This window comes from Ewingella sp. AOP8-B2-18 (assembly GCF_052376015.1).
Lineage (GTDB): Bacteria > Pseudomonadota > Gammaproteobacteria > Enterobacterales > Enterobacteriaceae > Ewingella > Ewingella allii.
This window is the reverse complement of record NZ_JBQSVB010000004.1, coordinates 341,313-361,357: the sequence shown is the minus strand read 5'-3', so window position 1 is coordinate 361,357 and position 20,045 is coordinate 341,313. Positions and strand designations below refer to the sequence as shown.

At 53.7% G+C, this 20,045-nt stretch carries 25 protein-coding genes; 11 read left to right on the top strand and 14 right to left on the bottom strand.

Going from position 1 to position 20,045, the window contains the following annotated elements; translation table 11 throughout:
* Nucleotides 1-3: 3 nt before the first annotated feature.
* On the bottom strand, nt 4-573 hold the full coding sequence (locus ACT3RR_RS11395) for a phage repressor protein CI (protein ID WP_496200343.1): 570 nt from the start codon (nt 571-573) through the stop codon (nt 4-6).
* A 128-nt stretch (nt 574-701) separates the two neighbouring features.
* Here ACT3RR_RS11395 and ACT3RR_RS11390 point away from each other — a divergent pair, with 128 nt between their 5' ends.
* Nucleotides 702-866 carry a regulator gene (locus ACT3RR_RS11390; RefSeq protein WP_496200342.1) on the top strand — a complete coding sequence of 55 codons (165 nt, stop codon included), beginning with the start codon at nt 702-704 and terminating at the stop codon, nt 864-866.
* A gap of 206 nt (nt 867-1,072) precedes the next feature.
* Here ACT3RR_RS11390 and yidD read toward each other — a convergent pair whose 3' ends face one another.
* The 3 genes from yidD to ACT3RR_RS11375 all read right to left on the bottom strand — a co-directional run bounded on the left by yidD (nt 1,073) and on the right by ACT3RR_RS11375 (nt 3,709).
* Nucleotides 1,073-1,288 (bottom strand): membrane protein insertion efficiency factor YidD, encoded by a 216-nt coding sequence (gene yidD, locus ACT3RR_RS11385; protein ID WP_496200341.1) that lies wholly within the window; start codon nt 1,286-1,288, stop codon nt 1,073-1,075.
* A complete protein-coding gene (locus ACT3RR_RS11380; RefSeq protein ID WP_496200340.1) occupies nt 1,289-1,522 on the bottom strand; it encodes a DUF4177 domain-containing protein in 234 nt (77 codons plus the stop codon).
* A 504-nt stretch (nt 1,523-2,026) separates the two neighbouring features.
* The gene (locus ACT3RR_RS11375; protein ID WP_353501896.1) at nt 2,027-3,709 is read right to left on the bottom strand and encodes an aspartate:alanine antiporter; all 1,683 of its coding nucleotides are present in this window, start codon (nt 3,707-3,709) and stop codon (nt 2,027-2,029) included.
* A 306-nt stretch (nt 3,710-4,015) separates the two neighbouring features.
* Here ACT3RR_RS11375 and ybjM point away from each other — a divergent pair, with 306 nt between their 5' ends.
* Nucleotides 4,016-4,384 carry an inner membrane protein YbjM gene (gene ybjM / locus ACT3RR_RS11370; protein ID WP_353501897.1) on the top strand — a complete coding sequence of 123 codons (369 nt, stop codon included), beginning with the start codon at nt 4,016-4,018 and terminating at the stop codon, nt 4,382-4,384.
* 76 nt (nt 4,385-4,460) lie between these two features.
* Here ybjM and ACT3RR_RS11365 read toward each other — a convergent pair whose 3' ends face one another.
* Nucleotides 4,461-4,727, bottom strand: coding sequence for a GrxA family glutaredoxin (locus ACT3RR_RS11365; RefSeq protein ID WP_034790052.1), 267 nt, complete (start codon nt 4,725-4,727; stop codon nt 4,461-4,463).
* 318 nt (nt 4,728-5,045) lie between these two features.
* On the opposite strand from ACT3RR_RS11365, the gene nfsA reads away from it, so the two are divergent.
* From nfsA to rlmC, 9 genes are all read left to right on the top strand, one after another.
* The gene (nfsA, locus tag ACT3RR_RS11360) at nt 5,046-5,768 is read left to right on the top strand and encodes an oxygen-insensitive NADPH nitroreductase (RefSeq protein ID WP_496200339.1); all 723 of its coding nucleotides are present in this window, start codon (nt 5,046-5,048) and stop codon (nt 5,766-5,768) included.
* Nucleotides 5,769-5,795: 27 nt separating this feature from the next.
* Nucleotides 5,796-6,698 carry a 30S ribosomal protein S6--L-glutamate ligase gene (gene rimK / locus ACT3RR_RS11355; protein WP_353501899.1) on the top strand — a complete coding sequence of 301 codons (903 nt, stop codon included), beginning with the start codon at nt 5,796-5,798 and terminating at the stop codon, nt 6,696-6,698.
* 146 nt (nt 6,699-6,844) lie between these two features.
* Nucleotides 6,845-7,327, top strand: a complete 483-nt coding sequence (locus ACT3RR_RS11350; RefSeq protein WP_353501900.1) for a YbjN domain-containing protein — start codon at nt 6,845-6,847, stop codon at nt 7,325-7,327.
* 441 nt (nt 7,328-7,768) lie between these two features.
* Complete coding sequence (potF, locus tag ACT3RR_RS11345; RefSeq protein WP_496200338.1) at nt 7,769-8,878, top strand: spermidine/putrescine ABC transporter substrate-binding protein PotF; 1,110 nt, start codon at nt 7,769-7,771, stop codon at nt 8,876-8,878.
* 156 nt (nt 8,879-9,034) lie between these two features.
* Nucleotides 9,035-10,168 carry a putrescine ABC transporter ATP-binding subunit PotG gene (gene potG, locus ACT3RR_RS11340; protein ID WP_485900335.1) on the top strand — a complete coding sequence of 378 codons (1,134 nt, stop codon included), beginning with the start codon at nt 9,035-9,037 and terminating at the stop codon, nt 10,166-10,168.
* Between the two features lie 14 nt (nt 10,169-10,182).
* Nucleotides 10,183-11,139 (top strand): putrescine ABC transporter permease PotH, encoded by a 957-nt coding sequence (potH, locus tag ACT3RR_RS11335; RefSeq protein WP_496200337.1) that lies wholly within the window; start codon nt 10,183-10,185, stop codon nt 11,137-11,139.
* Nucleotides 11,136-11,981 carry a putrescine ABC transporter permease PotI gene (gene potI / locus ACT3RR_RS11330; RefSeq protein ID WP_034790066.1) on the top strand — a complete coding sequence of 282 codons (846 nt, stop codon included), beginning with the start codon at nt 11,136-11,138 and terminating at the stop codon, nt 11,979-11,981. Before potH ends, potI begins: the two co-directional genes overlap by 4 nt.
* A gap of 95 nt (nt 11,982-12,076) precedes the next feature.
* Nucleotides 12,077-12,538, top strand: coding sequence for a YbjO family protein (locus ACT3RR_RS11325; RefSeq protein WP_353501904.1), 462 nt, complete (start codon nt 12,077-12,079; stop codon nt 12,536-12,538).
* A gap of 50 nt (nt 12,539-12,588) precedes the next feature.
* Nucleotides 12,589-13,716: a 23S rRNA (uracil(747)-C(5))-methyltransferase RlmC gene (gene rlmC / locus ACT3RR_RS11320; protein ID WP_353501905.1), complete on the top strand. Its 1,128-nt coding sequence runs from the start codon at nt 12,589-12,591 to the stop codon at nt 13,714-13,716.
* Here the strand turns inward: rlmC and fliR are convergent.
* The 9 genes from fliR to fliJ form a co-directional block, all read right to left on the bottom strand.
* Entirely contained in the window at nt 13,713-14,498 is a 786-nt protein-coding gene (gene fliR, locus ACT3RR_RS11315; protein WP_353501906.1) for a flagellar biosynthetic protein FliR, read from the bottom strand. The two genes, rlmC and fliR, sit on opposite strands and share 4 nt — an antisense overlap.
* Nucleotides 14,499-14,500: 2 nt before the next feature.
* A complete protein-coding gene (fliQ, locus tag ACT3RR_RS11310; protein WP_353501907.1) occupies nt 14,501-14,770 on the bottom strand; it encodes a flagellar biosynthesis protein FliQ in 270 nt (89 codons plus the stop codon).
* Nucleotides 14,771-14,941: 171 nt separating this feature from the next.
* Nucleotides 14,942-15,688 carry a flagellar type III secretion system pore protein FliP gene (gene fliP / locus ACT3RR_RS11305; RefSeq protein WP_034790072.1) on the bottom strand — a complete coding sequence of 249 codons (747 nt, stop codon included), beginning with the start codon at nt 15,686-15,688 and terminating at the stop codon, nt 14,942-14,944.
* Nucleotides 15,685-16,134 (bottom strand): flagellar biosynthetic protein FliO, encoded by a 450-nt coding sequence (fliO, locus tag ACT3RR_RS11300; protein ID WP_496200336.1) that lies wholly within the window; start codon nt 16,132-16,134, stop codon nt 15,685-15,687. Before fliO ends, fliP begins: the two co-directional genes overlap by 4 nt.
* Before the next feature lie 12 nt (nt 16,135-16,146).
* A complete protein-coding gene (gene fliN / locus ACT3RR_RS11295) occupies nt 16,147-16,566 on the bottom strand; it encodes a flagellar motor switch protein FliN (protein WP_353501909.1) in 420 nt (139 codons plus the stop codon).
* Nucleotides 16,559-17,575, bottom strand: coding sequence for a flagellar motor switch protein FliM (gene fliM, locus ACT3RR_RS11290; protein ID WP_353501910.1), 1,017 nt, complete (start codon nt 17,573-17,575; stop codon nt 16,559-16,561). The genes fliN and fliM overlap by 8 nt, the downstream gene beginning before the upstream one ends.
* 7 nt (nt 17,576-17,582) lie before the next feature.
* Nucleotides 17,583-18,077 (bottom strand): flagellar basal body-associated protein FliL, encoded by a 495-nt coding sequence (gene fliL / locus ACT3RR_RS11285; protein WP_353501911.1) that lies wholly within the window; start codon nt 18,075-18,077, stop codon nt 17,583-17,585.
* Between the two features lie 149 nt (nt 18,078-18,226).
* A complete protein-coding gene (locus ACT3RR_RS11280) occupies nt 18,227-19,585 on the bottom strand; it encodes a flagellar hook-length control protein FliK (protein ID WP_496200335.1) in 1,359 nt (452 codons plus the stop codon).
* The gene (gene fliJ / locus ACT3RR_RS11275; RefSeq protein WP_353501913.1) at nt 19,582-20,028 is read right to left on the bottom strand and encodes a flagellar export protein FliJ; all 447 of its coding nucleotides are present in this window, start codon (nt 20,026-20,028) and stop codon (nt 19,582-19,584) included. The genes ACT3RR_RS11280 and fliJ overlap by 4 nt, the downstream gene beginning before the upstream one ends.
* Nucleotides 20,029-20,045 lie beyond the last annotated feature (17 nt).

The window sequence follows — 20,045 nt, the reverse complement described above, 5'->3', positions numbered from 1 at the left end:
GATTTATCCATTTCTCATTGTGCAACTAAGAAAAACATGCGCTAAAAATCCAACATCAGCAACCTCGCATTCTATAGTTGTTTTTTCATCAAGAATGCGAATTTTACCACCTGGGATTCTTATGATTTCTTTGACGCTAATTGTCTGTTCTATATCTACAACCCAAAGGCCATTTTTAACATTTTCGAATGAGGTCTCTGATATATAGATATTCCCATCGTCAACTATTGCAACTGTATTCAACATGTTTTTAGGAATGAATGTTTTATCAAATATAAGAAAACCAGCATCGAAAATTTTGCCGTCAATTATTTTCTTCTTGCGTATTGCAACAATATCCGTACGTGAATTCTCAAAAATTACACCCTCTCCAGTAGTTATCCAACGCAAAGACGCCCCTGTCTCCAGGGCGCACTGAATTACCCAATCTGATGGAAACGAGTCCCGCATGTAACGAGTAGCTAACGTGCTCTTAGATACGCCAAGTTTTTCGGACAAAGCTTGGCGCGTAGTGAATCCATAAGCTTCTACCATGCGTTCGATAGCGCCTCTACCACCTTTATCTAAATCCATTGGGTTGCACCATGTGAACTTTTATGCTGGCGATTGCATTTTGCGGTCATATAGTTCTCACGATTTCAAAATGTGAACCATCACCACTTACAACACTTAACCACTGCTTAATAGAGGAATGTTGCCCCATGAGACCTAACATTTCAATCACTCTAATTACCCTACACATCACAATTGAGCGCTATAGCGAACTCACTGGTATAGCAGAAGATACTATCAACGACATGCTAGCTGATGGCCGCTTGACGCGCCACCTCCTTCGGAAAAATAAGAAGCACTATTCCTCCAGATAAGTAAATTATTTAGAAGACCAAATCTGACAGCCTTAGCAATCTGCAAAAGAAGACCCAGAGTAGAATATAAGGGAATTCCGGTCGTTTTGTAACACTGAAATTTTTGGAACTGTTATTTAAAAACATTAGACTCAGTTTTAAATATTTAGGCACCATGTTGTTGTGGTGCCTTTGATAATTGTTAAATAGTCTCATCCTGTTGATTATCAATGTTTGGGCGGATAATCAACGCCTCCATTTGGATACTTACACCTCAGTATCCTTGAAAGCCCTAACCGCCATCCTTTGATGAATCCGAAACGCTTGAGGCAGATAAGCGTATATTTCGAACAGGAGGGGTAATGTCTGCAACGACCTCTTATAGCGTCTGGTGCTGAATTACGATACAACAAAACAAATTGTATGCTTAACCATCGCAGCATTTATGCAGGCTTACGGAAAGTGATTACATAGTAATGCACTAGACCAATTTTGTTAGAACCAAAGCAGCCTGGCTTTTCATCAATCCCAATAGTGTCTACTCGCTGAAACTCCCAACCTTCGGCAGCCCAAGTATTTACAACGTTCTCAAGATACTGAGCGGCAATTCCACTTTTGTTGTCTTTGGCTTTAACAGAAATGTTCGGTGGAACTTGGATCATTTTATATGTGTACATTCAATATCCTTATTATTGAAAAGATAATTTGGTGATAAGCAGTTGAATTTCAGTAAAGCCATTTTGTAGCCACCTCAAAGAGAAGGGGATACGTTTTCGCATTAGCTTTTATTTTATGAATTCGGGAATTTGAACCTTGTTCGAAACTGAAACTAGTACAGTTGCCGAACTTGCTCTCATAAAGAGTTTATGTAGCGATAAAGTTAGCTAAAAGAATGGCTTAGTGCAAATAAGTTTGAAAACGTTTTCGCTAATTTGCCGTTATTAATGATAAAGACATACAGCAACTTTATGAATTTAAAGGTTTTCTAAGGCGGAAAAGAAAAAACCCGATAATCTTGAACCTAAACAGGCGGGATTATCGGGCTCTCCAAAGTGGGGACTTCAAAGAAAAGCAGTGGCATTAATTAAGACTGCCTTTCCTGAACAAAGTTCGTTCAATGCTGCAAAAATCTAAAAAAATTATTGATTTTTTTAACGCGCATTGCGAATCAATGGGTTACATCAGCCTCCCGGCCAGACAATCACTATCAAGGTACCTGCCAAGGTCAGCAATACGTTAGCGATGGCGTAGGTTCCGGCATAACCGAGGGCTGGAATGTTGCTGCGCGCGGTGTCGCTGATGATCTCCATGGCCGGTGCGCAGGTGCGCGCCCCCATGATGGCGCCGAACAGCAGCGCGCGGTTCATGCGCAGCACGTAAGCACCGAAGATAAAGCAGATAACCACCGGCACCAGACTGACGATTAACCCTGAAATCAGCATCTGGCCACCAATCGCGCCTAACCCTTGATTTATCCCTGCACCGGCACTCAGGCCTACTCCGGCCATAAATACCATCAGGCCGAACTCCTTCACCATGTTCAACGCGCCCTGCGGGATATAGCCGAAAGTAGGGTGGTTGGCTCGTAAGAAGCCGAGCATGATCCCGGCGAACAGCAGCCCGGCGGCGTTTCCGACGCCAAAACTGAAGTTCTTAAACTGGAAGGTGATAAGGCCAATCATCAGGCCAAGAATAAAGAAGGCGCAGAAGGCCAGCAGGTCGGTGACCTGACTGTGAATCGAGATAAACCCGATACGGTCGGCCACGGCTTTCACGCGACGCGCGTCGCCACTGACCTGCAACACGTCGCCTTTATTGAGCACGATGCTGTCGTCGATAGGCATCTCAATCTGGCTACGGATAACGCGGTTTAAGAAGCAGCCGTGGTCGGTCAGGTTCAGTTGGCTCAGGCGTTTGCCCACCGCGCTGCTGTTCTTCACCACCACTTCTTCGGTCACAATGCGCATGTCCAGCAGGTCGCGGTCAAAGACTTCTTTACCGTTACGGAAACTTGGATCAAGGCGCGAGTGCGCGTCAGGGTAGCCAACCAGCGAAATATCGTCGCCCACTTGCAATACGGCATCGCCATCAGGCGTCGCCAGAATGCCGTTACGGCGAATACGCTCGATGTAGCAGCCCGTCTGGCGATAGATACCCAGCTCGCGCAGGTTCTTGCCATCGGCCCATGCCACCAACTCTTGACCCACGCGATACGCGCGGATCACCGGCAGGTAAACCTTGCGCTTGCTGTCAGTGTCGAGGCCGCGCTCGCGGGCGATCTGTTGGGCGCTGGTTGGCAGGTCCTGGTGCTGTAATTTGGGCAGATAGCGCGCGCCAAAAATCAGGCTCACCAGGCCGATTAAGTAGGTCAGGGCATAGCCAAGGCTCAGGTTATCCAGTTCCGGACCGAGCATTTTACTGCCGCCGAGGGTGTTCCTGAGAGTATCTCCCGCCCCCACCAGAACCGGCGTGGAGGTCATAGAGCCAGCCAGCATACCGGCGGTCAGCCCGATGTCCCATCCAAATAGCCGCCCAAGTCCCAGCGCGAGGAGCATCGCCGTGCCGACCATCACCAGCGCCAGCATCAGGTAATTTTTACCGTCGCGGAAGAAAATGGAGAAAAAGTTCGGACCCGCTTCAACCCCGACGCAAAAAATAAACAGCATGAAACCGAGATTGAGCGCCTCAGTGTTAATGCTGAAATGTTGTTGGCCGAGAAGCAGGGAAACGACTAATACGCCTATAGAATTTCCGAGTTGGACCGAGCCCAATCGTACTTTTCCCAGACAAAGTCCGAGCGCTAAAACTACAAATAATAACAGGATGTAATTCCCGTTTAACAAACTAGCGACGTTTATGTTCACAAGGATAACTTATTGTTTACCAACAAATTCTTGATATAAGGGGTTGTAAGGGATAAATTCAATTGCATTATATTTTAACCGTTTATTCTAAGGCTAAGGATATTAACGATCACTAAAACAACGCAATTTAGCGCGTTATTTTAGTCATAGATTGTTCATTCAGCCAGATAAAAGCGGGTGTTAGCATCTTTTAAGCATGTTTTGTGTTGCACAGGCAGTGCAGCTTAGCAGGGGAACTGCGGGGCGGGGACGAATTGACTCAATTTTGTTGTCGCTTATGAGCAAAACTTTAAGGAGGAAGTACTGATGCATCTGCGTTCGCGCGTCGGACCTATCATTTGTTGCGTGCTTTTCACGCTGATTTTTGTCTTACTGAAAACGGAAGTGATTGTGGTTCGCCACATTACCCCGGGTCCGGAATATGGCCTGCTGCTGTTTATTTTTCCCGGCATCATCACTGCTCACCTTGTGCAGCGGTCGGCGCTATTTTATGCCTTTCTCGGTGCGCTGCTTGCCATTCCGGTGTGTTACTTGCTGCGCATTGTCTACTTCGTACGCGTGCGTACTTTTGTACAAGAGATGGCTTATGCCGGTAGCGCCATTTTCTGGTGTGTGATGGGCGCGCTGTTTTACCTGCTGATTCGGGCCATCGTGCTGCATATGACCAAAGAGTAGTGTGAAATAAGCTAAAAAATAAAGGCGCTCATTGAGCGCCTTTTTGCTGTGTAGACTTTGCCACGTCTCAGTCAAATTAAGACTGGAACAGAGCCAGATGTTCTTTAGCGTAAGCTTCGAAATCTGTGCAACCACCAATGTGGGTGGAGTCAATGAAGATTTGTGGAACAGTTTCAACCGGCTTACCGACAGTTTTTTCCAAATCGGCTTTTGAAATGCCTTCAGCGTGGATATCAACATAACGGAAATTGAAATCATCACGTTCTTCAGTCAGTTTTTCAGCCAACTCTTTTGCACGTACACAATAAGGACACGCCGGGCGCCCGAAAATCACTGCAAACATGGAGACTCCTTGATTTTTTAATGCCAGTAAAATGAATAAGTTAAAGTGTGATGCATTTTTATTTTGTTAACTGCATCACCTTTTGATGTCGGTACTATGCCTGTTACGCACGTCAAAAAACAGTAGGATTTACCTGTCAGTTTGATGCACTGCGCCTATCAGGCCGACGAACAAACGGGTTTATCACCTTTTTTCTGCCCTAAAAAAACGCTGCGTTTTGTTACAGCATTTGGGGTTAATGGACTTGCAAAGCCGTGAGCTAGCATCAATGATTGTCGGCTATTAGGCTTTTATCTTGTTTTCGTTCAAGGATTTCCCATGACCCCCACGATTGACCTCCTGCGCTCCCACCGTTCTATTCGTTCTTTTACCGACCAGCCGATCACCGATGAGCAGCGCGAAGCCATTCTTAGCGCGGCTCAGAGCGCATCGACTTCAAGCTTTTTGCAGTGTTCGTCAATCATTCGCATTACCGATCCCGCGCTGCGTGAGAAGCTGGTGGAATTCACCGGCGGGCAGAAATATGTCGCCAGCGCCGCCGAATTTTGGGTTTTCTGCGCCGACTTTAATCGCAATCAACAAATCAATCCGCAGGCCGAGCTAGGGTTAGCTGAGCAGCTGCTGCTGGGCTGCGTGGACACCGCGCTGCTGGCGCAAAACGCCATGACGGCGGCGGAGTCACTCGGGTTGGGCGGGGTGTTTATCGGCGGTATCCGTAATCAGGTTGAAGAGGTGATTGGCCTGCTGAAGCTGCCGAAGTTTGTCATGCCGCTGTTCGGTATGTGTATCGGCCATCCGGCGCAGGATCATCAGGTGAAGCCGCGTATGCCACAATCTATGCTAGTGCACGAAAACAGCTATCAGCCGCTCAACCCCCAAACCTTGGCGGAGTATGATGAGCAGCTGGCCGCCTATTACTTGCAGCGTGACAGCAATGCGCGTCGCGATACCTGGAGCGATTTGATTATCCGCACGCTGAAAAAAGAGCAGCGCCCACACATGCTGGCTGCTTTGCACAAGCAGGGCTGGGCAACGCGCTAACACTCTCCATCCTTGACGGGGCGTCTGATGAAAATAGCTATTCTTTCTCGCGATGGCAGTCTCTATTCGTGCAAGCGGCTGCTTGAAGCGGCGGAGTGTCGCGGCCATTCGGTCGATATCATCGACCCCTTGTCCTGCTATATGAATATCAATCCGGCGGCGCCTAGCGTGCATTATCGCGGCCGCCAGCTGGATAAATATCACGCAGTGATCCCGCGCATTGGTTCGGCCATTACTTTCTACGGTACGGCGGTGCTGCGCCAGTTTGAGATGTTGGGCAGCTTCCCACTCAACGAATCCGTCGCCATCACTCGCGCGCGTGACAAGCTGCGTTCGATGCAGATTCTGGCTCGCGAGGGGATCGATTTGCCGACCACCGGTTTCGCCAACATGCCGGACGATACCGCTGACCTGATTGCCTTGGTGGGCGGCGCGCCGCTGGTGGTCAAGCTGGTGGAGGGAACACAGGGTATTGGCGTGGTGTTGGCCGAGACGCGTCAGGCGGCGGAGAGCGTGATTGACGCCTTCCGCGGGCTGAATGCGCATATATTGGTGCAGGAATACATCCGCGAAGCCGAGGGCAGGGATATTCGCTGTCTGGTGGTGGGCAAGAAAGTGGTGGGGGCGATTGAGCGTCAGGCCAAGCCGGGCGATTTCCGCTCAAACCTTCATCGCGGCGGTACCGCCAACAAGGTGCAAATCACCGCCGATGAAAAAGCCATTGCGGTGAAAGCGGCGGCAACCTTGGGTCTGGATGTCGCCGGTGTCGATATCCTTCGATCTAACCGAGGCCCGTTAGTGATGGAAGTTAACGCTTCGCCTGGCTTAGAAGGGATCGAAAGCACCACCGGCTTGGACATCGCGGGCATGATGATTGACTACATTGAGCATCGCGCACGCCCTGGTTTTCGCCTGAAATCCGGCGGCTAAGCGCCTTATCCCGCATTAATGTGCAGCAAGCGCGTATTGATCATAGCGCTTACTGACATAATTCCGTAAGCTATGTCCCCTTCGCGCCCTTTAAGGGCGCGCTTTTCTGCTGTCGACTTCATTGATTTAAACTTGTGAGGCATTTTATGGATTCGCTCATCGTCCCTGATTTGGCGTTGCTCCGGCGCTGGCTGGATCAGTTGGGGATATCATTTTTCGAGTGTGATTCCTGTCAGGCTCTCCATTTGCCGCATATGCAGAATTTTGATGGCGTGTTTGACGCCAAATTGGACATTGTTGATAACGTGATCCTGTTTTCCGCGCTGGCAGAAGTCAAACCCACCGCGCTCATCCCCATCGTGGCCGACCTCAGCCAAATCAACGCCAGTTCGCTGACGGTGAAGGCGTTTATCGACATTCAGGATGACAACTTGCCGAAGCTGATTGTCTGCCAGTCGCTGGCGATTGCCGTAGGCGTGACGGTGGAGCAGTTTGCTCACTTCCTGCAACAGGCGGAAGAGCAGATGTCGATGATCATCCTCGAAGCCCATGCTAATGACATGCTGTTCGTGGGCGAGCCGGACGAAGGCGAGCCGCTAACCAACCTCAATGTCCCCATTCTGCATTAATCCTCTCTCGCTTTAACACTTCCCCATTGCAAATTTCTCGCATAAGCCGCGAATTCCCGCGGCTTTGGTGATTTTTTCCGCTTCCACTACACTCTTTAACAAACAGTTATTCTGTTATTTGCACATTGTTGCCAAACATTTCACTTTGTTAATGGCTTATGTGCCACAGGGCATAGAGCAAAAATGCATAATTAATCGATAAATCGTGGTTTTGCCCGTGCGGTCTAGTACCAAGGGGGCGCAGGGGGTATTCTGCTGATTCTGCGCTATAGGTTAATTACACCGTAAAACCAAATGGTTATTCGGCTCGCAGCGTTGGGCTTGGCGATGCATGCTTATGCAGATCGGAGCGCGACGGTTGGTCTGGTTATGAAAGGTTTTGTATCCATTTGAGATACAAGTTTAATTTTCCTTTTCCCCCTGTATTGGAGGTAGTAACGGATGTTCACCCTGCGTAAAAAGTGGTTATCGGGTGTTGTCGCCGGTCTGGCTATGGCCGCGTCCGTCACAGCGTCAGCGGAAGAAAAAACGCTGCACGTCTACAACTGGTCTGACTATATCGCGCCGAATACGGTGCCGGATTTCCAGAAGGAAAGCGGCATCAAGGTGATATACGACGTTTTCGACTCCAACGAAGTGTTGGAGGGCAAACTGATGGCGGGCAGCACTGGCTTCGACCTGGTGGTGCCGTCGGCGAGCTTCCTTGAGCGCCAACTGGCGGCAGGGGTGTTCCAGCCGCTGGATAAGAGCAAACTGCCAAACTACAAAAACCTCGATCCCGCGCTGCTGAAAATGGTCGCGCAGCACGATCCGGATAACAAATACGCCATTCCTTACCTGTGGGCGACCACCGGCATTGGCTATAACGTCGATAAAGTGAAGGCCGTGCTGGGCAAAGATGCGCCGGTGGACAGCTGGGATCTGGTGCTGAAGCCTGAAAACCTCGAGAAGCTCAAAAGCTGCGGCGTCTCCTTCCTCGACGCACCGGCCGAAATCTACGCCACCGTGCTGAACTACCTGCACCTCGACCCGAACAGTACCAAAGCCAGCGACTACACCGGTGCCGCCAATGACCTGCTGTTGAAGCTGCGCCCAAGCATTCGCTACTTCCACTCTTCCCAATACATCAACGACTTGGCAAACGGCGATATCTGCGTGGCGATTGGCTGGGCGGGTGACGTGATGCAAGCCTCTAACCGCGCGAAAGAAGCTAAAAACGGCGTCAACGTGGCTTACAGCATTCCGAAAGAGGGGGCGCTGGCCTTCTTCGACGTGTTTGCTATTCCGGCGGATGCAAAAAATCTGGATGAAGCCTATAAGTTCCTCAACTACCTGATGGAGCCGAAGGTGATCGCGCAGATCAGCAACACGGTTTACTACGCGAGTGGCAACCTTGCCGCCACGCCGCTGGTGAATGCCGACGTACGTAACAACCCGGGGATTTACCCACCGGATGCCGTGCGCGCCAAAATGTTTACGCTGAAAGTTCAGGACCCGAAAATCGACCGTGTTATTACCCGTTCTTGGACTAAAGTGAAAACCAACAAATAATACTCTTCATCCTTCGAGCTGCCGCCTTGAAGCAACTTGAATGATATTGATTATTACCCCAGTGGCTCTGCGAAATAAACGCGCCGAGCCACTGCTTCTATTTCGGTTCCTCAATCTATGCGGCTTTTTACCGCCTTCTGCCGGAGATGTTTCTGAGTGAATGATGCAATCCCCCGTCCTCAGCCGAAAACTCACAAAGGCTTCACGCCTTTGCTGGAAATCCGCAATTTAACCAAATCTTTTGATGGTCAGGCCGCCGTGGATGACGTCAGTTTGACTATCTATAAAGGCGAAATCTTTGCCCTGCTGGGCGCGTCTGGTTGCGGCAAGTCCACCTTGCTGCGCATGCTGGCGGGCTTTGAAACCCCAACGCAGGGACAAATCGTACTCGACGGCGTCGATCTGTCGCAGGTGCCGCCTTATCAGCGCCCGATTAACATGATGTTCCAGTCTTATGCGCTGTTCCCGCACATGACCGTCGAGCAGAACATCGCCTTTGGCTTGAAGCAGGACAAGCTGCCGTCGGCGGAGATCAAAAGCCGCGTGGCGGAGATGCTGACGCTGGTTCATATGGAGGAGTTCGCCAAGCGTAAGCCGCACCAGCTCTCCGGCGGGCAGCGCCAGCGCGTGGCCTTGGCGCGCAGTCTGGCGAAAAGACCTAAACTGCTGCTGCTTGATGAGCCTATGGGCGCGCTGGACAAAAAACTGCGCGACCGCATGCAGCTTGAAGTGGTGGATATCCTCGAACGCGTCGGCGCGACCTGCGTGATGGTGACTCACGATCAGGAAGAGGCGATGACCATGGCGGGGCGTATCGCCATTATGAATCGCGGTAAGTTTGTGCAAATTGGCGAGCCAGAGGAGATTTACGAGCACCCGACCAGCCGCTTTAGCGCGGAGTTTATCGGCTCGGTGAATATCTTCGAGGGGGTGCTGCAAGAGCGTCAGGACGAGGCGCTGATCATCAGCAGCCCGGGCTTAGTGCATCCGCTGAAAGTCGATGCTGACTCCTCGGTGGTCGACGGCGTGCCGGTGTTCGTGGCGCTGCGGCCGGAGAAAATCCTGCTGTGCGAAGAGATCCCTGAAGATGGCTGTAACTTCGCCGTCGGCGAAGTGGTCAACATTGCCTATTTGGGCGATTTGTCCATCTACCACGTCAAGTTACACAGTGGACAGATGATCACCGCACAGCTGCAAAACGGCCATCGCTTCCGCAAAGGCATGCCGACCTGGGGCGACGAAGTGCGCCTGTGCTGGGAAGCCGACAGCTGTGTCGTGCTGACCGTTTAAGGGGAGTTGAAGCCATGTCTTTTATTTCCGCGCATCCCGAGCCTGCCAAACCACCGGGTGGGTTAAAAGCCTATATCGGCCGCATGCAGCAAAAGCACGGCCGCAAGCTGGTGATCCTGCTGCCGCTGGTCTGGTTCCTGCTGCTGTTCCTGCTGCCTTTCCTTATCGTGTTCAAAATCAGCCTGGCGGAGATGGCCCGCGCCATTCCTCCTTACACCGATTTAGTCACTTTCTCGGACGGCATGCTGGATATTGCCCTGAATCTCGGCAATTACATCTCGCTAACCGACGACCCGCTGTATATCGAAGCCTATCTGCAATCGCTGGAAGTGGCGGCGATTTCCACGGTCTGCTGTCTGTTGATTGGCTATCCGCTGGCGTGGGCCGTGGCGCACAGCAGCAAGTCTATGCGTAATATCCTGCTATTGCTGGTGATCCTGCCGTCGTGGACCTCATTCCTGATCCGCGTCTATGCCTGGATGGGTATCTTAAAAGATAACGGGGTACTGAATAACTTCCTGATGTGGCTGCACGTCATCGACCAGCCGCTGGTGATTTTGCACACCAACCTGGCGGTCTATATCGGCATCGTTTACTCCTATTTGCCGTTTATGGTGCTGCCGATTTACACCGCGTTAACCCGTCTGGACTACTCGCTGGTGGAGGCCTCGCTGGATCTCGGCGCCCGCCCGCTGAAAACCTTCTTCAAAGTGATTATGCCGCTGACTAAGGGCGGGATTATTGCTGGCTCGATGCTGGTGTTTATCCCGGCGGTGGGGGAATACGTTATTCCTGAGCTGCTGGGTGGGCCGGACAGCATCATGATTGGCCGAATTTTGTGGCAGGAGTTCTTCAATAACCGCGACTGGCCGGTGGCCTCTGCGGTGGCGGTAATTATGTTGCTGCTGCTCATCATGCCAATCCTCTGGTTCCACAAATACCAAAACAAAGAGCTGGGAGACAAAGAATGAACAATTTGCCGGTTGTTCGCTCACCGTGGCGAATTCTTATTCTGGTGCTCGGCTTCACCTTTTTGTATGCGCCGATGTTGATGCTGGTTATTTACTCATTCAACAGCTCCAAGCTCGTTACGGTCTGGGCTGGCTGGTCAACTCGCTGGTATACTCAATTATTCCATGATTCTGCAATGATTAGCGCAGTAGGCATGAGTCTGAGTATCGCCACGGCGGCGGCCACTATGGCGGTCATCGTCGGGACCCTCGCCGCGGTGGTGATTGTACGTTTTGGCCGTTTTAAAGGCTCTACCGGCTTCGCCTTTATGCTGACCGCGCCGCTGGTGATGCCCGACGTGATCACCGGTCTGGCGCTGCTGCTGCTGTTCGTGGCGATGGGGCACGCCTTTGGCTGGCCCGCCGAGCGCGGCATGTTCACCATCTGGCTGGCGCACGTTACCTTCTGTAGCGCCTACGTGGCGGTGGTGGTGGCGGCGCGTCTGCGCGAACTGGACAGGTCTATCGAAGAGGCGGCGATGGACCTCGGCGCGACGCCGCTGAAGGTGTTTTTCATTATCACGGTGCCGATGATTGCTCCAGCGCTGGTGTCCGGCTGGCTGCTGGCCTTCACGCTGTCCCTCGACGACTTGGTGATTGCCAGCTTCGTGGCCGGGCCGGGTTCCACCACCTTGCCAATGCTGGTGTTCGCCAGCGTGCGCATGGGGGTGAACCCAGAGATCAACGCACTGGCGACGCTGATCCTGCTGGTGGTTGGCATCATCGGCCTGATTGCCTGGTGGTTTATGTCGCGGGCGGAGAAGCAGAGAATCAAAGATATGCAGCGCGCTTATCGGCACTAATTTTTATATTTAAACAGACACTTAAACCCAAAGTCATGGGCGTTGATGCTCTCAGCGCCGCGGCAACGCCCAAAACCCAGGGGATCTAAGGAAAGATGAGATTTATACCCGTACCCGTAATGATTGGCGCGTCGGCGATCGTCGCCACGCGCTGCCTAGAGTTTATTTTGCTGTTCGATGCCATGGGCGTGGCGGGTGTGGTGGATTTTGTTCAGGCCAGCGCGGAGTCGTGGGTTAACTGCTTTATCCTGCTCGCCAGCCTGCTGATTGTATGGATTGAGTGCCATGCGTCCTACGCCATGATGCGCGGGCGCAACTGGGGGCGCTGGGCCTTTGTCGGCTGTCAGGCGGTGGTGGTGAGCTACATGCTGCTGGCGTCGTTCGAGTGGTTCGGGCCGAAGATCTTCCGCTTCGAAACCGAGACTCAGGGGCAATTTCTCTATGCACTCTTGATGCAAAAAGTCCCCGACATGGTGGTGCTCCTGCTGCTGTTTGCGCCACAGAGTAGCCGTCAGTTTTTCCTGCGCCGCAGAGCAGCCTTTCAGGCCGCGCGGTGATACACTGCGCGCCACGTTTTTCTCCGCTCATTCAATAACGGTCAATTTTCATGCATTGCGCACTTTATACCGCCGGGACCTGCCGTTCCTGCCAATGGCTGGACAAGCCTTACGCTCGCCAACTGGTCGATAAACAACAGGATCTGCGTCAGCTGCTGGCCGACCTGGCGGTAGGCGAATGGCTGGAACCGGTCACCGGGCCGGAAAGTGCGTTTCGCAATAAAGCCAAAATGGTGGTGAGCGGCAGCGTGGAGCGCCCGCTGCTCGGCATGCTGCATCGCGACGGCACTCCGGTGGATTTGTGCGACTGCCCACTTTATCCCGCCAGCTTCCCCGAGGTGTTTGGCGTGCTAAAAAGCTTTATCGCCCGCGCCGGACTCACCCCCTATAACGTCGCCCGCAAGCGCGGCGAGCTGAAATTCCTGCTATTAACTGAAAGCCAGAAAGAGGGCGGTATGATGCTGCGCTTTGTGCTGCGTTCAGAAGCCAAGCTGGCACAGCTGCGCGCCGCGCTGCCGTGGTTACAGCAGCAGTTGCCGCAGTTGAAGGTGATTTCCGCCAATATTCAGCCGGTGCATATGGCGATTCTGGAAGGCGAGCGCGAGATTGCGCTGACCGAGCAGCAGGCGCTGGAAGAAGAGTTTAACCAGGTGCCGCTGTTTATCCGCCCGCAAAGTTTTTTCCAGACTAACCCGCAGGTGGCCGCCGCGCTGTACGCCACGGCGCGCGACTGGGTGCGCGAGCTGAACGTCGGTAGCATGTGGGATCTGTTCTGCGGCGTTGGCGGTTTTGGCCTGCACTGCGCCACGCCGGAGATGAAGCTGACCGGAATTGAAATCAGCGCCGAGGCCATTGCCTGCGCCAAAGCGTCGGCTGACAGATTGGGGCTGAAGCAGGTGGAATTTCAGGCACTGGATTCCACCGGTTTTGCCACCGGCAGGCAGAGCATTCCCGATCTGGTGCTGGTCAATCCGCCGCGTCGTGGCATTGGTCAGGCACTGTGCGACTATCTCAGCCGCATGGCCCCGCAAACTATTCTCTACTCCAGCTGTAATGCTCAGACCATGGCGAAAGATTTGGCCGCTATGCCGGATTACCGCGTCGCGCGCGTGCAGCTGTTTGACATGTTCCCGCACACCGCGCACTACGAAGTGTTAACGCTGCTTTCGCGCCGTTAGCGGTTCGCCATCTGGCCAAGGATAAGCACCAGCTTATCGAAGGTTTCACTGAACAGGTGCTCGCTGAACGGCGCGAGCATCGGCATCATCAGGCTTATCGCCAAAATCCCAATACTTAGCGTCAGCGGGAAACCAATGACGAACACCGACAGCTGCGGCGTGACGCGGTTAAGCAGGCCGAGGCATACGTTGAGCGTCAGCAGCAGGGTGACAATCGGCAGGGCCAGCATCAGGCCGCTGCTGAAGACCATACTTCCTCCTTTCGCCAGCGCCATAAAACCGTTGCCATTCAAGGGTTGAGAGCGAATAGGCAGGGTCTGGAAGCTGTCGGCCAGCAGGGAGATCAGCCACAGATGGCCGTCAAAACTCAAAAACAGCAGTACCGCCAGCAGGTTTAAGATCTGCGCCAAAATCGGGGAGTTAAGGCGGTTGCTGGGGTCGAAGAAGGTAGCAAAAGAGATACCCATTTGCAGGCCGATGATCTCGCCCGCCATGCGTACGGCGGCAAAGGCCAGCTGCATGGTTAAGCCCAGGGCGCTGCCGATAATAATTTGCTGAGCCGCTAGCCAGAGCGCGCCGCTAGAGAACATCGGCACCTCAATCGGTGGCAGGCTGGGGGCAATCAGGAAGGTGATCATCATGCCGAGGCCAAGCTTCACGCGCTTCGGCACCTGCTTTTCACTGGTCACCGGCGCGGTGCTGATCAGCGCCAAAATGCGCAGCAGTGGCCAGAAGTACATGCTGAGCCATCCGGCAAGCTGGGTGCTGTCGAAGGAAACCATGGCTAGCCGATGATGTAAGGCAGGCTGGTGAACAGCGTGCGCATGTAGTCCAGCAGCAGATTGAGCATCCACGGCCCGGCGATAACGATGGTTGCCACCACGGCCAGAATCTTCGGAATAAAGGACAGGGTTTGTTCGTTAATCTGCGTCGCCGCCTGTAACAAACTGACGACAAGACCCGTGACCAACGCGGCTAAAAGCAGCGGCGCAGCCACGGCCAGCGCTATTTTCATTGCCTGGTTGCCAATCGCCATTACCGATTCAGGAGTCATCGTGTCTTTTCTCTAGAAACTCAAAATCTCATGACTCCGCCGAAGTAACGGGGAAGTCGGACTGCTCCTCCCCCTGAAAAGGGGGAGGCTGGGAGGGGGTATAGCAGGCAACTCGAGCGTCGCCATCCATAAACCTCACCCCAACCCTCTCCTTAAAAAGGAGAGGGAGCGTTAGCTATAAAAACTCTGTGCCAACGATCCCAGCAGCAGCTGCCAACCGTCGACCAACACAAACAGCATCAGCTTAAAGGGCAGCGAGATGGTGGCGGGTGGCACCATCATCATCCCCAGCGCCATCAGCACGCTGGCGACCACCAGATCGATGATCATAAAGGGAATAAATACGGTGAAACCAATCTGGAAGGCAGTTTTCAGCTCGCTGGTGACATAGGCAGGTAGCAGAATACGCATCGGCACGGCTTCCGGGCCTGCCAGCGGCGGCAGGTTGGCTAAACGAGCGTACAGCGCCAGGTCGGTTTCGCGGGTCTGGCGCAGCATAAACTGGCGCAACGGCTCGGCGCCTTTGTCCATCGCCACCTGCATACTGATCTTGTCTTCACTGAACGGCTGGTAGGCATCGGTATAGATTTTGTCGAACACCGGCGACATAACGAAAAAGGTCAGAAACAGCGCCAGCCCGAGCATCACTTGGTTCGGCGGCGCAGAAGGGGTACCCAGCGCATTTCGCAGCAAACCCAGCACGATAATAATGCGCGTAAAGCTGGTGCACATCAGCAGCATGGCGGGCAGCAGGGTCAGGGTGGTGATGAACACCAGCGTCTGCACCGGCAGCGACCAGCTCTGTGCGCCGTTCGACAGTTGCTGACTGACAATGCCCGGAAGTTGCGCGAAGGCGGCAGGGCTTGCCAATAACAGCAGCGGCAGGCTCCAGCGCAGAGAGGATTTCAGCACGCTCATTCTTTATTTCCCGGACGTTTCAGCACTTTGGTTAACAGTTGAGCAAAATCAATCGGTTTCTGTGACGTTGTCACCTCAGCACTCTCCGGCATAACTGGCGGTGAAGTCAGGGTATGCAGCGGGGTGATTTGGTGCGAGGTCACGCCCAGCACCAGCCAAGTGTTATCTACTTCGACAATCACCACTTTCTCTGAGCGCCCGACCTGACAGCTGGCGGTGACTTTTAATAACTTAGAATTCTTGGTCTGCGGCGCGAAGCCCAGACGCTTTGCCACCCAGCCAATCAGCAAGATCAGCAGCAAAATGCCGCCGAGCACGGTGCTCACCTGTGTTAACGCCGAGCCGGTTGGAATAGCGGGTGCAGCCTGTTGCTGCACCGTGCCGTGCGTTGCGGCTGGCGTGATATAAGGTGAATCGCTGTTGGCCGAGCTGTTAGCGGTAGTCAAGGGAGTGTCTCACTAGCGGCTCAGGCGACGCATACGCTCTGACGGGGTGATGATGTCAGTGATACGCACGCCGTATTTATCAGCAACCACCACCACTTCGCCTTGGGCAATCAGATAGCCATTGATCAGGATATCCAGCGGCTCGCCCGCCAGTCCGTCCAGCGCCACTACAGAACCCTGCGAAAGACGCAGCAGCTCTTTGATGGTCATCTTGGTGCGGCCCAGTTCCACCGTCAGCTTGACCGGAATATCCAAGATCATGTCGATATCTTGCAGGCTGCCGGTGCCTTCTTGCGCGCCCAGCGCCGCGAATACGCCATCGGTGGAAGCTTTTTCGTTGCCACCGGCGGCTTGCTGTTCGTTAAACGCATCAGCCCATAAATCGTCTACGTTTTCCGATCCGCTGTCAGACGGTTTATTGATGTCACTCATGGGGCTGTTCCTCATCCAGGGAATTCAAAATTGGGTTAATCAAATGTTCAACGCGCAGGGCGTATTGTTCGCCAAGCGTGCCGTATTTACTGGTCAAGACCGGGACGCCGTCGACGTGAGCGATCAGGCGGTCCGGTTTCTCAATCGGTAAAACGTCACCCGGCTGTAATTTGAGGATTTGCGACAGTCGCAGTGGAATATCGACGAAGTTTGCCACCAGTTCGAGCTGTGAATGCTTCACCTGATGTACTAAGTTTTCGCGCCACTGACTCTCTTCATTGCGAGAGTTTTCTACCGGTGGGTTGGTTAACAGCTCGCGTATCGGTTCAATCATGCTGAACGGGATACAGATGTTGAAATCGCCGCTCAGCGCGCCGATCTCCACATGGAAGGGGGTCGTCACCACAATGTCGTTTGGCGACGAGGTGATGTTGGTGAACTTCACCTGCAACTCGGCGCGCACATACTCCACGCTGAGCTTATACACGCCGCTCCACGCATCCTGATAGGCGTCGAGCGCCAGCGTCAGCATGCGTTTAATCACGCGCTGCTCGGTATGGGTAAACTCGCGGCCTTCCACTTTGGTGGGGAACCGACCATCGCCGCCGAACAGGTTGTCCACCGCGATAAACACCAGACTTGGCGCGAACACGAACAGCGCCGAACCGCGCAGCGGCTTAAGGTGAATCACGTTGAGGTTGGTCGGCACCGGCAGGTTGCGAGCAAACTCATGGTAGGGCTGGATCTTGATCGGGCCAACCGTGATATCCGGGCTGCGGCGCAATAAGTTGAACAGCCCCATGCGGAAGTGACGGGCAAAGCGCTCGTTGATGATCTCCAACGCCTGCAAACGCTCGCGGATAACGCGTCGCTGCGTGGTCGGGTCAAACGGCTTTACGCCATCGTCAGCCTTGAGGGGACTGGTATCAACCTGTTGCGCACTGTCGCCGTCGCTATCGCCGTTAAGCAGTGCGTCAATCTCGGCCTGTGAAAGAATGCTGTCGCCCATAATTTGATTATCGCAGTATGAAAGCAGTGAAAAGCACGTCGCTGATCACCTGATTAGGCTGACCTTTGACAAAAGGAGTACTCAAAGCTTGTTTAATGTCCGTGATCAGCTGCTGTTTGCCCGCTTCGCTGACCAGATCAGAGCTTTTCTGGCGAGAGAGCAATAACAGCAGGCGGCTGCGGACTTCTGGCAAATATTCGTTCAGCGCGGCGCGGTTTTTCTCATCCGGCAGGCGCAACGTCAGGCCGATATATAGCACGCGATCCGGGTTGTTATCCGCGTTTTGCAGATTAACCGTGAAGGTGTCCAGCGCCAAAAAAACAGGCGGAGCAGGCGGTTCCTCTTTCTTAACCTGAGCTGCGCCCGGCGCAGACGAATGACCTTGCAGCATCCACCAGGCGTAACCACCTCCGGCCGCGGCAATCAGAGCCAGCAGAACCAATATGATGATTAATTTTGAGCGCTTACCTTTTCGCTTGGTCGCAATAGCAGAGTCAGACATGGATAAGGGAATTTCCTGTAAATGATAATTCTGTGGATGATTATCCCGCCTATCCCCAATTTCAATAGAGGGAATAGGCGGGTTAAACGCGGTTAGCTCTGCCGTTTACCCGCGATCTTTCAACGTATAGCGGGGGCAAATAGGGTCAATCAGGCGAAGATATCGACGCCGCCTTTGCCGCTGGCTAACTGCTGAAGCGAGGCTGGAACGGGAAGGGCGTCGCTGGCGGAGGCCGCGCCAACGCCGTTAAACGCGGCCCAGCTGGCGTCGCTGCCTTGCGATGAACCTGACTGCTGGCCAAATTGCTGCTGTGCGCCGTTAGAGGCTTGCTGCCACTGCGAGGTATCGCTGCTGACGTTGGTCTGGTTCAGGTTGATGCCGCTATCAGCCAGCGAGGTGCGCAGCTGAGGCATGGCCGCTTCCAGCGCGGCACGCACGCCGCTGTGGCCGGAAACAAAGTGCATCTGCGCCTGACCGTCTTCAATCTTCATGCTGATCTGGATAGAACCCAAATCTTGCGGATGCAGGCGAAGTTCGGCGGTCTGCTGGCCTTGACGATTAAACATCAACACCTGCTGACCTAGCTGCTGCTGCCACTCCGGGCTACCCAACTGGGCGTTGAGCTGCGGCACGTTAGGGGCGGATACCAGCGTGGTGCTGGTTGGCGTGCTGGACACCGGCACCGAAGAGGCCGCCATCGCCGCGCTGTTGATCTGATTAATATTTTGCAGCAGTGCGCCGTTATCGCTGTTTTTCAACTCGCTATTCGGCTGCTGGCTGGCTGCGCCGTTAGCCGTGCTCATTGCCGTCAGGGCATTATTGAAATCGCTAGATTTGCTGCTCGCCGCGCGGGCATCGCCGTGCTGGCTGACCCCTTTGCCGCTGGTGTCGGTCACGGCGGTTTTATGTTCAGCAGCCTTGTCGTCACCCTGCGTGAGCAGTGATTTGGCGTCGCCACTGAGTGACTGAAGCAGGGCGGTTTTATCTTTGCTATCGCCGCTATTTGGCAAAGCGCCATTTTGCGCCGTCGCTGGCGTCACCTGGGCCGCCGGTTGGGCGGCGAGCATGGCAAACAGTGCCTGAATCGGCAGGGCGTTGGCGTCTTGGCTTGTCGGGTCTTTGGCGTCTTCTTTATCGCTCAAAGCGGCATTTTTCAGCTGGCTGGCATCGGCGGTTTTTAAATTGCCGTTTGGCAGAGCCTGAATCGCCGCCATGATTTGGCTTAGCTGATTGTCATCGAGCGACAGCGTGCCCTCCTGCTCGCCGGTATTCACGGCTTGCGTCAGGCTGTTTTTATCCACCACCTGCCCCTTGGCTGCGAGCTGCTGGCCTAACTGACCCAGCTGGGAACTGAGTTTTGGCCCGAGCTGGGCTTCCAGCTGGCTGGCAAAATCCTGCGTCGCGTTACCGGCGTCGAGATCGGCCAGCAAGGCGGCTGCCCCCGTAGGTTTGCTGTGACCGGCACCTTTCACCGTGGAGGCCGCGGCGGGCTGAATATTCATATTCATGACTGTGATTTCCTATAGGTGCCGCGCTGGGCGAATTCATCCGTTTGCTTTTGATCCAGCCGATTAGCCTGCACGCGTTGCTGCTCGCTGGCGCGACTTTGCAGGGTCTGGTAGGCATTGAGCCGCTGCTGCTTGTCCTGCCACTGGCTGACGGCGGCGTCCAGACGCTGGTTCCACTGCATTAGCTGCTGGCGATGCTGGTCAATAGCCACTTCCAGCGTCGAAATAAACTGCTGGTAGTTTTGCCACGTGTTGGCGGCAATCCCGCCGGTCATGGTGGTGTTGAGCTTCTGCCGGTACTCATTCTGGTAATTAAGTAGCATCGACAGCTGTTCTTGCACCTGACTGTGCGACTGTCGGACCTGACCTAAATGGTTGGTCGCCTGATCCAAGGCTTTCTGCGCCAGAGAGCAGAGAGTGACTAAAGGTGATGAACTTTCCATACACAAGTCCTCTGGTT